This is a genomic window from uncultured Altererythrobacter sp. (genome assembly GCF_913057185.1).
Classification (GTDB): Bacteria; Pseudomonadota; Alphaproteobacteria; order Sphingomonadales; family Sphingomonadaceae; genus Erythrobacter; species Erythrobacter rubellus.
This window is the reverse complement of sequence record NZ_CAJXNK010000001.1, coordinates 702,889-715,013: the sequence shown is the minus strand read 5'-3', so window position 1 is coordinate 715,013 and position 12,125 is coordinate 702,889. Positions and strand designations below refer to the sequence as shown.

General features: G+C 55.9%; 17 protein-coding genes. 6 read left to right on the top strand and 11 right to left on the bottom strand.

The annotated features are described in order from the left end of the window. Window positions 1-56 precede the first annotated feature (56 nt). From QZ487_RS03590 to dksA, 4 genes are all read right to left on the bottom strand, one after another. Window positions 57-350 carry a DUF4112 domain-containing protein gene (locus tag QZ487_RS03590; RefSeq protein ID WP_296023348.1) on the bottom strand — a complete coding sequence of 98 codons (294 nt, stop codon included), beginning with the start codon at window positions 348-350 and terminating at the stop codon, window positions 57-59. A gap of 18 nt (window positions 351-368) precedes the next feature. Continuing rightward, window positions 369-1,805: an ABC transporter substrate-binding protein gene (locus QZ487_RS03585; RefSeq protein ID WP_296023347.1), complete on the bottom strand. Its 1,437-nt coding sequence runs from the start codon at window positions 1,803-1,805 to the stop codon at window positions 369-371. Window positions 1,806-1,917: 112 nt separating this feature from the next. Beyond that, window positions 1,918-2,193 carry a PilZ domain-containing protein gene (locus QZ487_RS03580; RefSeq protein WP_296023346.1) on the bottom strand — a complete coding sequence of 92 codons (276 nt, stop codon included), beginning with the start codon at window positions 2,191-2,193 and terminating at the stop codon, window positions 1,918-1,920. A 98-nt stretch (window positions 2,194-2,291) separates the two neighbouring features. Beyond that, window positions 2,292-2,750: an RNA polymerase-binding protein DksA gene (dksA, locus tag QZ487_RS03575; protein WP_285976416.1), complete on the bottom strand. Its 459-nt coding sequence runs from the start codon at window positions 2,748-2,750 to the stop codon at window positions 2,292-2,294. A gap of 302 nt (window positions 2,751-3,052) precedes the next feature. On the opposite strand from dksA, the gene QZ487_RS03570 reads away from it, so the two are divergent. Continuing rightward, window positions 3,053-3,175 carry a hypothetical protein gene (locus QZ487_RS03570; protein WP_296023344.1) on the top strand — a complete coding sequence of 41 codons (123 nt, stop codon included), beginning with the start codon at window positions 3,053-3,055 and terminating at the stop codon, window positions 3,173-3,175. Here the strand turns inward: QZ487_RS03570 and QZ487_RS03565 are convergent. From QZ487_RS03565 to QZ487_RS03545, 5 genes are read right to left on the bottom strand one after another with little or no spacing between them, the layout of a single operon-like run. Next, window positions 3,172-4,308: a GNAT family N-acetyltransferase gene (locus tag QZ487_RS03565; protein ID WP_296023343.1), complete on the bottom strand. Its 1,137-nt coding sequence runs from the start codon at window positions 4,306-4,308 to the stop codon at window positions 3,172-3,174. The genes QZ487_RS03570 and QZ487_RS03565 overlap by 4 nt on opposite strands. Further along, window positions 4,305-5,033 carry a glycerophosphodiester phosphodiesterase family protein gene (locus QZ487_RS03560; RefSeq protein ID WP_296023342.1) on the bottom strand — a complete coding sequence of 243 codons (729 nt, stop codon included), beginning with the start codon at window positions 5,031-5,033 and terminating at the stop codon, window positions 4,305-4,307. Before QZ487_RS03560 ends, QZ487_RS03565 begins: the two co-directional genes overlap by 4 nt. Before the next feature lie 9 nt (window positions 5,034-5,042). Continuing rightward, window positions 5,043-5,498 (bottom strand): RidA family protein, encoded by a 456-nt coding sequence (locus QZ487_RS03555; RefSeq protein WP_296023340.1) that lies wholly within the window; start codon window positions 5,496-5,498, stop codon window positions 5,043-5,045. Beyond that, window positions 5,495-6,124 carry an HAD family hydrolase gene (locus QZ487_RS03550; protein WP_285976411.1) on the bottom strand — a complete coding sequence of 210 codons (630 nt, stop codon included), beginning with the start codon at window positions 6,122-6,124 and terminating at the stop codon, window positions 5,495-5,497. The genes QZ487_RS03555 and QZ487_RS03550 overlap by 4 nt, the downstream gene beginning before the upstream one ends. Continuing rightward, on the bottom strand, window positions 6,121-6,369 hold the full coding sequence (locus tag QZ487_RS03545) for a DUF3572 domain-containing protein (protein ID WP_367114439.1): 249 nt from the start codon (window positions 6,367-6,369) through the stop codon (window positions 6,121-6,123). The genes QZ487_RS03550 and QZ487_RS03545 overlap by 4 nt, the downstream gene beginning before the upstream one ends. A 95-nt stretch (window positions 6,370-6,464) precedes the next feature. On the opposite strand from QZ487_RS03545, the gene QZ487_RS03540 reads away from it, so the two are divergent. The 3 genes from QZ487_RS03540 to QZ487_RS03530 all read left to right on the top strand — a co-directional run bounded on the left by QZ487_RS03540 (window position 6,465) and on the right by QZ487_RS03530 (window position 8,415). Further along, complete coding sequence (locus QZ487_RS03540) at window positions 6,465-6,833, top strand: response regulator (RefSeq protein ID WP_296023339.1); 369 nt, start codon at window positions 6,465-6,467, stop codon at window positions 6,831-6,833. Between the two features lie 114 nt (window positions 6,834-6,947). Continuing rightward, entirely contained in the window at window positions 6,948-7,190 is a 243-nt protein-coding gene (locus QZ487_RS03535; protein WP_296023338.1) for an acyl carrier protein, read from the top strand. Between the two features lie 10 nt (window positions 7,191-7,200). Further along, a complete protein-coding gene (locus QZ487_RS03530) occupies window positions 7,201-8,415 on the top strand; it encodes an aminotransferase class I/II-fold pyridoxal phosphate-dependent enzyme (RefSeq protein ID WP_296023336.1) in 1,215 nt (404 codons plus the stop codon). A gap of 60 nt (window positions 8,416-8,475) precedes the next feature. On the opposite strand, the gene QZ487_RS03525 is transcribed toward QZ487_RS03530, so the two are convergent. Continuing rightward, window positions 8,476-9,321: a sterol desaturase family protein gene (locus QZ487_RS03525; protein WP_296023335.1), complete on the bottom strand. Its 846-nt coding sequence runs from the start codon at window positions 9,319-9,321 to the stop codon at window positions 8,476-8,478. Window positions 9,322-9,371: 50 nt separating this feature from the next. Here QZ487_RS03525 and QZ487_RS03520 point away from each other — a divergent pair, with 50 nt between their 5' ends. Further along, a complete protein-coding gene (locus tag QZ487_RS03520) occupies window positions 9,372-10,052 on the top strand; it encodes a Crp/Fnr family transcriptional regulator (RefSeq protein WP_285976405.1) in 681 nt (226 codons plus the stop codon). A 2-nt stretch (window positions 10,053-10,054) separates the two neighbouring features. Here the strand turns inward: QZ487_RS03520 and QZ487_RS03515 are convergent, their stop codons facing one another. Then, window positions 10,055-10,699 (bottom strand): YqaA family protein, encoded by a 645-nt coding sequence (locus QZ487_RS03515; protein ID WP_296024105.1) that lies wholly within the window; start codon window positions 10,697-10,699, stop codon window positions 10,055-10,057. A 291-nt stretch (window positions 10,700-10,990) separates the two neighbouring features. On the opposite strand from QZ487_RS03515, the gene QZ487_RS03510 reads away from it, so the two are divergent. Next, window positions 10,991-12,073 (top strand): OmpA family protein, encoded by a 1,083-nt coding sequence (locus QZ487_RS03510; protein WP_296023333.1) that lies wholly within the window; start codon window positions 10,991-10,993, stop codon window positions 12,071-12,073. The last annotated feature ends 52 nt before the right edge of the window (window positions 12,074-12,125 follow it).

Here is a 12,125-nt window from a genome sequence, read left to right as displayed (position 1 = left end):
GTTACGTCGCTTTTCGCCATGGCGAACGCTTTAACCCGCAACAGTCACAATGGAAACTATCCCTCTATAATCCGCGCCTCGGGATGATGCTTGTCCAGATGCTTCTTGATGATGCGAAGGTTGCGCGCTGCCCAGACAATGTAGGCACCCAACGCTGTCGTCACGATATCGCCCAGCACGGGTATGAGGCCTATGATTGAATCCAGACCAATCGGAAAGTTGGTACCCGGGACTTTGAAACTGCGCTCGAGGAGCATCTCCATTGCTTCCACACGCTGGCTGATCGATTGAACGTCAGTTCCGGTTGGCAGCGATATACCAACGATTTGCGGTTCGTCCGGATTGTTCAAATGCGTCTCCTTCCTCGCTTATGTGGGAGGTTGTGAAAGCGGGAACGAGGGGTGCAGCCCCCAACGGTTCTCTTCGAAACCCGTTATGTTGCCGCGAACAAGTGACCAACGTACGGGCGCGCCCAGCGGGATAAAAACTTCTGATCCAATAAGCTGCATGTGTGCGGCGGCGAGCAGTTGCGCCTTCACAGCTGCATCTCTTTCTACAATTGATTGCTCGACCAGATCATCCACCTCTTCAGAACAGAGGCCCAGTTCAAGGCGGCAATGAAACTGGTTCAAGAACCATCGCGGCGAGTAGAATCTTGCCAGCCGATCGTGCAATTCCAATTCTGCACCTTCGCCCATGCCCGTTCGGACTGCGGTGATACCGATTTGCCCTAGACCGTTGCTCAGCTGTTCGAACAATGTATCGCTGCCCGGCCCTTCTGGTAGGCCGATACGAAGCACAAGCTCTTCCCCTTGTGCCCCTTCCCAAGCGGCAACCCGTCGGCTCGCTATCTCTCGCCTTTGTTGCAGCGAAAGATTGGCCCAACGGTCGCCAAGAGCAGCCACACCCACTGCCAGCTCTTGCGGAATGATCCAACTGGTCGATTGCCAGCCGCCGACATTGAACGGCTGCAACAGGCCTCCACGATCAATCGCCAGACTCAGGGCCTGCCTGCGCGCCGGATCTGCCAGGAACCCGCTATCGCTCCGAACGATCAGGCCGAACAGACCAAGCGCGGCATCAAGCCTGATTGTACCACGCGTCAACGGGCCGGTATCCGCGAGTGGCAAATCCGCCAGTGTACCGTTCAGGACAAGATCAATCTCGCCATCAGAGAATGCATCCACCGCTTCTCTCGCTGACATGACGGAGACCGCCACTGGTCGCGTACGGGATTGCCATTCCTCGCGTGCCGGAAAGCCGCGTGCTTCGGGTGGGATGGGTTCGAGCACAACCGGCAAGGGGTCAGTCTGGTCAGATCGAACCATAGGTCCGGAGCCGCCGCCTTCTAGAACAATACCCATCTCCGGTTGAGCAAGCAGGCGAAGAAAATCGGGCATCGGACTCGTCAAAGTGATTTCGATGACACGCCCGGTCATATCGCGGATCTCGTCGACTTTCGACAGGTCCAGCCCCAATGACGTGCCGCGCAAATCGCGCATGTTTCGTCGAAGCGCGGTGCGGATATCGTCAGCGGTCATCTCGGCACCGTTTGGCCAATCGGAATTGCGCAGGCGAAAGATATAGCTCAGGCCATCGTCGGTCACGATCCAGCGCTCGGCCAATGCCGGGACCACATTGCCGGCTTCGTCGATGGTCACGAGGCCTTCGGCCGTTGCGGCGCGATAGTGCTGGCCAGCCGGTGACAAGCGCATCCCGCTTGAGATCAAGCTGTCAGCGTCTCCGATGATGGCAACATTGACCGGCCCCTCCGGTGTCGAAGGGCCACACGATACCATTGTCATGGCCGAGAGAAGAGCAAGCGCAATCCGCATAAGCGGTTGAGCTAGCAGGTCAGGCAATCGAGGTCAGGAGAAAATTGAGTTTGCGCGAATAAATCGATTTGGTGCTCGGAAATCAAGCAAGGGTCGGATCAACCTCATTATCAAAAGCGACGCCAAAGCGTGGCTCCTGCACCCAGACCACCGTTCCGGCCACGTCGCCTTGTTCGGGCAGACTGATCGTCAATCTGGTCCCGGATCGGAGGGGGAACGGGCCTTCACCCATCATGCCATTGCGCGAAAGATTCCGGACCTTTATCGGATGCGGCATCGGCTCGCGGCCTACGCGCAATTGCGCGTGCTGGACTGTGTCCACGCGCGTTTCTGCTCTGCGTTGCGTTAGTTCGGCCATGCTTCACCCGTTAGTCCACACCGATTCTACGGCGGCGAAGGGCAAAAAATAGGCCAGTACGGCTAACGAAAAGTTAAAGCGGGTATTTCGGCCCAAGCTTAGTCGTCGCGGGATATCTTCTCGCGGCGTTCGTGCGCTTCTTGTGCTTCGACAGTCATGGTCGCAACTGGCCGTGCGATAAGACGTTTCAGGCCGATTGGTTCGCCGCTCACTTCGCAATAGCCATACTCACCTTCATCAATCCGGCGAAGCGCCGCATTGATCTTGCCGGTGAGTTTACGCTGGCGATCGCGCGTGCGCAGCTCAATGCCCCAATCAGTTTCACTGGATGCGCGGTCGTTCAGATCCGGTTCGCGGATTGGGCCATCCTGCAGCGATTGCAGAGTCTGACCGGCAGCGTCGTGAATCGAGCGCTTCCATTCGAGCAACAACATGCGGAAATAGTTCCGCTGCTTCTCGTTCATGTAGGGTTCGTCCTCGCTCGGAACATAATCCGGGCCAATCACACGCTTGGCTTTTTCGAGAACATCGATTTCTTCAGACGCCGCAGTGGCCATGTATTCCTCTCAACCCAGTCATTTTCCGCCCAGCCGTTCCTATCCTGCTGTCCCGCTTTGCGGTGACAAAGAATGACATTTGTAAGCGGGCCTATAGGCTCGTGAAGTTTGCCGCACAAGGCGTTTCGCAGACTGTTGAAATAATGCTTTTGAATGAATGAATTGTGACCGGTTTCCGAGGGGATTGCCGATTATGGTGAATAAAGTTTGCCGTCGCGTTAACCATTTAATGAAACTGTTCTGGCGAATTCAGTGATGCCAAAAGAGGAAATGCCCGCTCAGGCAAACTGGGGGACCGAATAATGGAACTGAAAGTAATTGATGGAGTAGAAGCCAAGCCAGTCATTTCTCGTGAAGGCGAGATGATGATTGCGAAGTGTCTGGCTCGTGAATGGTTGCCTGCAGAGCGCCGGAAAGCAGCTTAAGTTCTTTTGAAGGGCGTCCGCTGATCCAGAAACATCTGGTCGGTTGCAACGCCCCTTCGCTCGCGCTCTAGAAAGTCTGCGACGGCGGCGCGAAAGCCAGGATCGGCGATCCAGTGGGCGGACCATGTCTGGACGGGTTCATATCCGCGAGACAGTTTGTGGCCGCCTTGCGCGCCAGCCTCAACCCGCTTGAGACCACGCTCGATTGCGATATCGATCGCTTGATAATAGCACATTTCGAAATGCAGGAAGCGCTTCTCCTGAGTGCACCCCCAATAGCGCCCGTACAGCGTATCCTGCCCGATGAAATGCAGCGCGCCCGCGATTGGCGTATCGTCCTGATAGGCCAGGCCCAGCACCATCCGATCGGCCATACGCTCGCTCAGCAGATTAAACGCTTCGCGCGTGAGGTATGGCGTGCCCCATTTGCGCGCGCCGGTATCCTGATAGAAAATCCAGAATATGTCCCAATGTTGCGGCTTGATGTCATCGCCTGTCAGAGTGACAATCTTCAAGCCCTCTTGTGCACCTTTGCGTTCCTTTCTGAGCGCTCTGCGTTTGCGTGAAGCAAGTTGCTCCAAGAACTCTTCGAAACTGGCGTATTCGCGGTTTTTCCAATGGAACTGAAGGTCGCTACGCAGCAGCCAGTCAGCATCTTCGAAGTACTGCAATTGCTCAGGCTCGATGAATGTCGCGTGGGCCGAAGATAGCTGGCTTTGCAAGCAAACGGCTTCTGCTGCCCGTAAGAGATGCGGGGCCAAGCTTGCGTCCTTCATCAACAAACGCGGCCCTGTTGCTGGGGTGAATGGTGCGGCGATCTGAAGCTTGGGATAATAGCGTCCACCGGCACGCTCCAAAGCGTCGGCCCAGCTGTGGTCGAACACATATTCGCCCTGACTGTGGCCCTTGGCATAGCTTGGCAGTGCACCCAACAAATCACCGGCGCCGTCCGTAATGATGACCGGCGCTGGCTCCCAGCCAGTCCCCTCGCCTACACTGCCTGAATCCTCCAACGCAGTCAGAAACTCGTGACTGACAAACGGGTTGCGATCCCCGCCCAGCGCATTCCATTGATCCGCGGAAACATGTCCAACGGACGGAACCATTCGCACAGTCAGTTCGCGATTACTCACGCCAAACCTGCCCCTTCGCTGATCAAGGCATCCGCTCGGCTCAGCGCGCGCCGACGCGTCTCAGGTGAATTGACGGTCCAGGTTAGCACTGGCAGGCCTTTTTTCCGCAACCGCTCGACCCAGTGGCTGGGCAAGGCAGCAATGTGGTAGGCAATGAAGTCTGGCAGCGCGATCCAATAAGCCATTCTCCGTTGCCACGCCGATTGCGTGTATCCGTGCTCATCTTCACGCATCACAAGTCCAACGCATGTAAGCGGTGAATGCTTGCGGAACCAACGGGCGACGCGTGGATCAAAACTCATGATGGCATGCTCGCCGGAGTAGCTCGCCAACGCGGCCACGACCGCCTCGCAAGATTTCTCTATGTCGTAGCCCGTCTTCGATTTGATCTCGATCAGCATCGGGGCACGACCTGCGACCAGTGCGAGCAGATCGGCCAGCGTTGCGATATGCTCGTCACTTTCGCGATAGCTGATCGCTTCAAGCTCATCCGACCTGCGCGCTTCAGTTTGCCCCTCCGCTTCGGTCAAGCGATCCAACGTCCAATCATGGAACACCATCGCCGTTCCATCTGCGCTGCGTTGGATATCGCATTCGATGCCGAACCCCGCGTCAATCGCGAGCCACGCACCCATCAGCGAGTTTTCTGGCACGCCGTTCCCGTGCAGGCCGCGATGGGCATATTCCCACCGCGTCAACCAGTCAGGTACAGCGCGCCGCCTCATTCAGCGCCTTTAATCAGCAAGCGCGATGATCGCATCGACTTCGACGGCGGCACCCAGAGGCAGTGCAGGAACGCCAACAGCCGCGCGCGCGTGCTTTCCGATTTCCCCGAATACGTCCAGCATCAGATCAGAGGCGCCATTGATAACCTTTGGCTGGTCGGTGAACTCTGCAGTTGAGCTTACAAATCCGCCCAATTTCACCACACGCTCAACCTTTTCAAGCACCCCAGCGGCCTTCAATTGTGCCAGGATCATGAGCCCGCAAGCACGCGCTGCTGCCGTGCCTGCCTCTACCGAGATGTCCTCGCCAAGCCGCCCGGTCACCAGCTCTCCATCGATAAATGGTAGCTGGCCAGAGACATGCGCAAATCCGCCTTGCACCACGACAGGTACATAGCTTGCTACCGGCGCTGCCGCTTCTGGCAGAACAATTCCCAATTCCTGCAAACGCGCTTCGATACTCATCGCGGGTCCCTTTCCAATTCTTCCAATAGCCAGGGCAAGGCCTCGTCCCAGCGGTCGATCCGCGCATGTGCATGACCGGCCTTGTGCGCGCAATCGATATGATCTGCGATCATCGGTTCGCCGCACATATGTAAGCGCGAGATGCCTGGCACAGTCTCTGATGCTGAATGATGATGCTGCGGCAAATCATCGATAAAGATCGCTTTGCTCGGCCGGAATTCATCAAGAATAGCCTGAAGCGCTGGCCCTTTGGGCCCCTGGTTCGTGAACACCCGCGCATTTATGCCAACTTCGGCCAGCTGACTGGTGCGTTTGGCTTGGCGGTCATCGTTGAGATTCGTAAGAATGACCACATCGGCCGCTTCTGCCACCCGGTTGATGCCATTTACCGCGCCGTCAATCGGCATTTGACGATGCATTTCCGTATCGAAGAACCCGCCAAGGAATTTCCAGATATCCTCTTGCGCCAGCGTTTCCCCGCTATCTGCCCATTTCATGGCTGTAGCGAAGTTGTTGCCCTTCAGCTCGAACCGCACCCCCTGGCTCTCTTCCAGCCATTGCTTGAAGGGTGCAACCATGTGCAACAGCACCTCGTCGCAATCGCTAATTACCAAGGGACGACTCATCGGCCCAGCTCCTGTCCTGCTCTGACCAGTTCATCTGGCGCAACGGCCAATGCTTCTGATGCGCAAATGAGATCTGGTTCGTGATTTCCGAGGAATTCGACCACTGCGGCTAGCACCGAAGGATTGGTCAAGCCGGCACGAAGCGTGTCCGGATCAAGGCCCGTCAAAGTCAGAAACCGTTGTGCTCGTGCTTCGTCTTCCAGGATCCAGCCAAGCGCTGCAAGTGTGAGCGTTTGCGGGTCTATCCCTGCTTCATCGGGGGATGTTAGGTGATTTTGAATTGTCAGCCGCCTTTCCGCTGGACTATCTGGGGATCAACACATGGGAGTGCCAGAGCCAAGTGGCAAAGAGAATCCTTGTTGTCGAGGATAACGACCTAAACCGGAAATTGTTCTGCGACGTGCTCAAAGCCAATGGCTTTGAAGTGGAACCGCTTGCCGATGGCACGGCTGCACTCGATACTGCGCGTCAGACTTCCCCTGATCTGATCCTGATGGATATCCAGCTTTCCGAGGTATCCGGCGTCGATTTGATCGAGCAAGCCAAGCAAGATTTGAACCTTCAGGCGATCCCTATCCTTGCCGTTACCGCTTATGCTGCCAAAGGCGATGAAGAACGCATCCGTGCAGCCGGCGCGGCCGGTTATCTGTCCAAGCCCGTATCGATTGGTCCATTTATGGCAGCTGTTAAGGAACTCCTGCCTGAGTAAGGTTTTACCTTAGGGAGTGGCGATGGTTGAAAATCGCGGGTAAGGACTGAACTTTCCCCACCTCGCACGGAATACTCTGCGCGAGAATGCATCGAAGGAAGGTTATTTATCCTAATGGACCGCGCTGAAGTCGATACGAAGATCCGCTCGTTGATTGAACCTTTCAACAAGAAAGGTGTCGAGATTGCTGACGAGACGACGTTTGCCAATGATCTGGAGTTTGACAGTCTGACTGTCATGGATTTCGTGGCAGAGATCGAAGACGCTTTCGATATCATCATCAGCATGAACCAGCAGGCCGAAATCGAGAATTTCGGGCAGTTGATTGATGCCGTTACCAAACTTCAGGACTTGTAAGAGCGGACCCATGAGCGACACTGCGCCCAAAGACCTATTCTCCAAATTCGACGAGCTTATCACGATGCGCGAGGGGCTTCTCGCGACCGGCGTTGAGGATCCCTACAATCTCGTGATGGAAAAGGTGCTCTCACCGACCCGCGCGATTTGCAACGGACGCGACACGATCCTTCTCGGCACATACAATTACATGGGCATGACTTTCGATCCCGATGTGATTGAAGCCGGCAAGGACGCACTGGAAAATTTTGGTACCGGCACTACCGGCAGCCGAGTTCTCAATGGCACGTATCAGGGCCATAAGGAATGCGAGGACGCGCTGAAGGAATTCTACGGCATGGATCATGCCATGGTGTTCTCAACTGGGTATCAGGCCAACCTCGGCATCATCGCCACGATTGCCGGCAAGGGCGATTATGTAGTGCTCGATATCGATAGCCACGCCAGCATCTATGATGGCTGCGCCATGGGCAATGCGGAAATCGTGCCATTCCGGCATAACGACATCGAAGCGATGGAAAAGCGCCTTCGCCGTATTCCCGAGGATGCCGGCAAACTGGTGGTTCTCGAGGGCGTCTATTCGATGCTGGGCGACGTGGCGCCGCTTAAGGAGATGGTCGCTATCGCCAAGAAATATGGCGCCATGGTTCTAGTCGACGAAGCGCATTCCATGGGCTTCATCGGAGAGAATGGCCGTGGCGTGGCCGAGCAAGCAGGCATTATGGATGATGTCGATTTCATCATCGGCACCTTTTCTAAGAGCGTCGGAACAGTCGGCGGGTTCTGCGTCTCCAACCATCCCAAATTTGAAGTAATGCGGCTCGTATGCCGTCCTTACGTGTTCACGGCTTCGCTGCCGCCCAGCGTTGTGGCCACGGCGGCTACGTCTATCCGCAAGCTCATGCATGGTTCGAACAAGCGCGCGCATCTCTGGGAAAATTCCAAGAAACTGCATCGCGGGCTGAAGGATCTAGGCTTTGAGCTTGGAACGGAGGAGCCGCAAAGCGCAATCATTGCGGTGATCATGCCCGATCTCCAACAAGGCGCGATGATGTGGGAAGCCTTGCTCAAAGAGGGGCTTTATGTGAACCTTGCGCGGCCACCTGCGACGCCCGCAAACATGACTTTGCTGCGCTGCTCGCTATGCGCGGAGCACAGCGAAGAAGAAGTCGCCACGATACTCGGAATGTTCGAACGCGCAGGTAAGGCTAAAGGAATAATCTAACCTCTTTGGGTTAGATCAGGCGGCCGCTAGGTCCTCTCCTTCCCGGCCGCCAGCCCTTTTTCAGGTGACTTTAGCCGCCACCTTCTTCCTAACCCCTGGATCAGCTTCCTTGTTCTCCGGAAAGATTGGCCACAGCAGCTGCTGGCCCAGCGTCGCAGGCGCGAGGTTCTCTACGCCGTAGCTTTCCGGATACGAGCGTGTGATTTTGGCTGTGCCGAACAGGACATCCCAGAAGAACAGCAAATTGCCGTAATTGCCTTTGTAGTTGACCGCCGGATCATCCGCATGGCGGCCGTGGTGCGCATGGTGCGTAGAAGGCGTTGAGATGGTCCGTTCTACCACCCACATGACCGGTGAAAGCCATTTGATCTGGTACAGCGGTTTGTCCCAAGCGACGTCTGAGTGTGCACCGATGATGACAGCCATTTTGACCACCAGATAACCGGCATAGACCCATCCCAGCCCCATGTAGAGCAAGGCGCCTGCGGTCCACAGACCGGGCATCAACATGTAGTATATGATGTTGTTCCGATAGACGAGGCGCACGCTCATATACTTCGCATTGTGGTGCGCGCGGTGCAGATTGTAGAGCCACGGAAAAGTGTGGCTGGCGCGGTGCCACCAGTATTGCGTCATGTCTTCAAGCACCAAGAACAAGGCAGTCGCCGCGAAGATGTTGATGTCTGAAAGCGCACCCTCAAGACTGGGCGCCACTACGCTCATGATCGCCGCTGACAGGAAAACGATGCCAGGCTGAGTGACCGCGAGCAGCATCGTCATGCTGATGCCTTCAACAATCCCGTCATCGCGGGTCTGTCCGCCCTTAGCGAATAGCTTGGTGCGCCATAGTTCGAGCACAGCGAAACCGAGGAAGATTCCAAGGACAGCAATCGTTGATGTTGGCATGATTCTCTCCGCTTGATAGTCGACCCTATACAGCGTAGTCCACTGCCAGAATGTCAGATATTTTACATTCTTCTGCGCGCTCTCTTGTTGCGCCGATGTTGTTCTCTGCGTTGTCAGCAGAACTGCGTGGGCAGCTGATCTCCAGCGCGCTGGCAAAACAATATTCGGAAGACCAGATCATCCAGCAGCGCGGTGAGACAGCGCATGGCTTCTACCTCATCGCAAGTGGCTCAGTTTCGATTGGGCAGTTCCTCTCCAAGGGCGAATTTCGTGCCGTGGCGGTACTTGGCCCCGGGGATTCCTGGGGTGAGCTGGCCATGTTCGCGAACCGTCCACGTGTTGTCGACGCAATCGCGCGTGGCCCTTGCGAAGTTCGTTTCATTAGTAGCGCAGATTTCGAGGCAGCAATTGCAGGCAGGGCGGAAGAAATGCGGATGCTGCTTGGCGCAATGTCCGTTCAGTTTCAGGACATGATTGACGTGATGGCGGGGATCCGTCGGGGCACAGCCCACGCCCGCGTTGCAGGGCTGCTGGATGCGCTGGCCGGAGCATCCCCTTTGCCTGCCAAAGTCCGCCTGACGCAGCAAGAGCTGGGCGAATTGCTTGGCCTGACGCGCGTTACGATCAACGCCGCGCTCAAGGAGCTGGAGGCAGCTGGCGCCATTGCCAGGCGCTATGGGCAGATCGAAGTGCTGGACAAAGCTACGCTCGATCTCGCATCACTGACCTAGCTTCAGTTCACCTGAACCAGTGTGGCGTTCTCGCATTTATCCGCAACGGCTTCATCACTGCTTGAGAATTGTGTCAGGATCAAAAATCCGCCAACCACCAAAACGACGAAGAGCGTTGTGACAGTACCGAGATATTTGTCGATGATTGCCTTTATCGGAGCGCCAAACAGTCGGAACAAGAAACCGACCGTCATGAAGATGAGCGCGCGCGCCGCGAGGCTTGCCAGAACAAATGTGATCAGGTTCATCCCGATGAAGCCAGCGGTGATCGTCAGGAGCTTGAACGGTATAGGGGTCGCGCCTGCTATGACTATGGCTTCCCAATCGTATTCGCGCAGATAACAAGCGGCGACGGGGAAACTTTCCGTCAGGCCTAGCGCGCCGATGAGCCAGGCACCAACGGTATCGTAAAGACCCCAGCCAATTGCATATCCGAGCAGCGCGCCCGCAACCGAAGCGAGCGTCGCAACCAGTGCCAGCCGAATCGCTTTTTTCGGTTCGGCAAGGCACATCAGGCCAAGCAATGGATGCGGCGGTATCGGGAAAAAGCTCGATTCTATGAAACAGAAAAAGGCCAGCCACCATGCGGCATATGGATGAGCAGCCTTATCCATTGTCCAGTCATAAAGACCGCGCAGCAAATGCATCATTTCGGAGCCACACCTTCAAGGGACTACTGAGAATTTACGTTAGGAAGCGGGGCAATCTCTCAAATATACACGATTAGCAAGTGAGCGCGGTCTTCGCACGGGAGAAGATTGTCTATCTTCGTGTATTCAGCACGTCGAGAAGTTTCGCTCCGGCGTCCAGGCACGCGTTGATCAACGTAGCGACGAAATTGCAACAGTTAAGCGGCAATGTCCGCTTGCTTCATGGCGCGCGAACGGATAAAAACCCAGTCAATTAATTAATTCGGTTAACTGAAAGGGACTATACCTATGCGTAAACTCGCAATGGGATTGGCGTTGGCATCAACTGCTCTCGCCTCACCTGCGCTAGCTAAAGAGGGCCAATGGTACATTGGTGTCGATGCTGGCGCGATGATTGTTGATAGTGCATCTGTGGACGGAGCCGATATTTCGGTCGATCACAATGAAGGTAGTGATTTTGGCGCTGTAGTTGGCCACGATTTTGGGGCCTTCCGCCTCGAAACTGAAGTCGCATATAAGCAGGCTAACCTTGAGGCGATCAATTTCGGTATCACAGAAGTCGCCGCCAATGGCGAAGGCAATTTCTTGAGCTTTATGCTGAATGGCCTTTTCGATTTCGGTAAAGATGACGGCCTCCAAGGCTTCTTCGGTGGCGGCTTCGGTATCGCACGTTCCCAGCTTGAAAACGGGTTGATTGCTCAAGGTGGTGCTACGGGGCTTTACGATGATTCCGACACCGGCATTGCATGGCAGCTGCTTGCAGGTGCGCGCGCACCGTTGACTGATCGTTGGGACGTTGGTTTGAAATATCGCTATTTCAACGCACCTGGCATCAATATCGTGGCACGTGATGGCACCGGCCTTGAGACCGATGTGTCAACGCACTCGTTGCTTGGCACATTGACCTACAATTTTGGTGAAGAGCCGGCTCCACCGCCACCTCCGCCTCCACCGCCACCGCCACCGCCACCACCGCCACCGCCTCCACCGCCTCCACCGCCGCCTCCACCGGCTCCGGTGTGCAACACTGGCCCGTACATCGTCTTCTTTAACTGGGACGAGTCGGATATTACGCCAGAAGCTGCGACAGTGCTGGACAACGCGGTAACGGCGTACGCAGATTGCGGCACGGCCAGCGTAATGCTTGCAGGTCACACCGACCGTTCAGGCACGACGACCTACAATATGGGTCTTGCTGAACGTCGTAACTCATCAGTTCGTGACTATCTGAATGGTCGCGGAATTCCTGATGATCGTATCGGCAGTGAAGCCTTCGGCGAATCGCAGCCACGTGTAGCCACTGAAGATGGCGTTCGTGAGCTTCAGAACCGCCGTGTTGAAGTAACCTACGGCCCGGGTTCCGGTATGTAAGTTGCCTCTTCAGGTGAATTGATAGAAAAGGGCCGGAGAAATCCGGCCCTTT

What these genes read in the sequence shown, in the direction of transcription:
- QZ487_RS03580 (WP_296023346.1), bottom strand. Translation starts at nt 2,193, where the DNA reads ATGGCCGAACTAACGCAACGCAGAGCAGAAACGCGCGTGGACACAGTC.
- QZ487_RS03520 (WP_285976405.1), top strand. Translation starts at nt 9,372, where the DNA reads ATGTCAGATATTTTACATTCTTCTGCGCGCTCTCTTGTTGCGCCGATG.
- QZ487_RS03560 (WP_296023342.1), bottom strand. Translation starts at nt 5,033, where the DNA reads ATGAGGCGGCGCGCTGTACCTGACTGGTTGACGCGGTGGGAATATGCC.
- dksA (WP_285976416.1), bottom strand. Translation starts at nt 2,750, where the DNA reads ATGGCCACTGCGGCGTCTGAAGAAATCGATGTTCTCGAAAAAGCCAAG.
- QZ487_RS03530 (WP_296023336.1), top strand. Translation starts at nt 7,201, where the DNA reads ATGAGCGACACTGCGCCCAAAGACCTATTCTCCAAATTCGACGAGCTT.
- QZ487_RS03550 (WP_285976411.1), bottom strand. Translation starts at nt 6,124, where the DNA reads ATGAGTCGTCCCTTGGTAATTAGCGATTGCGACGAGGTGCTGTTGCAC.
- QZ487_RS03515 (WP_296024105.1), bottom strand. Translation starts at nt 10,699, where the DNA reads ATGCATTTGCTGCGCGGTCTTTATGACTGGACAATGGATAAGGCTGCT.
- QZ487_RS03570 (WP_296023344.1), top strand. Translation starts at nt 3,053, where the DNA reads ATGGAACTGAAAGTAATTGATGGAGTAGAAGCCAAGCCAGTCATTTCT.
- QZ487_RS03555 (WP_296023340.1), bottom strand. Translation starts at nt 5,498, where the DNA reads ATGAGTATCGAAGCGCGTTTGCAGGAATTGGGAATTGTTCTGCCAGAA.
- QZ487_RS03535 (WP_296023338.1), top strand. Translation starts at nt 6,948, where the DNA reads ATGGACCGCGCTGAAGTCGATACGAAGATCCGCTCGTTGATTGAACCT.
- QZ487_RS03510 (WP_296023333.1), top strand. Translation starts at nt 10,991, where the DNA reads ATGCGTAAACTCGCAATGGGATTGGCGTTGGCATCAACTGCTCTCGCC.
- QZ487_RS03525 (WP_296023335.1), bottom strand. Translation starts at nt 9,321, where the DNA reads ATGCCAACATCAACGATTGCTGTCCTTGGAATCTTCCTCGGTTTCGCT.
- QZ487_RS03585 (WP_296023347.1), bottom strand. Translation starts at nt 1,805, where the DNA reads ATGACAATGGTATCGTGTGGCCCTTCGACACCGGAGGGGCCGGTCAAT.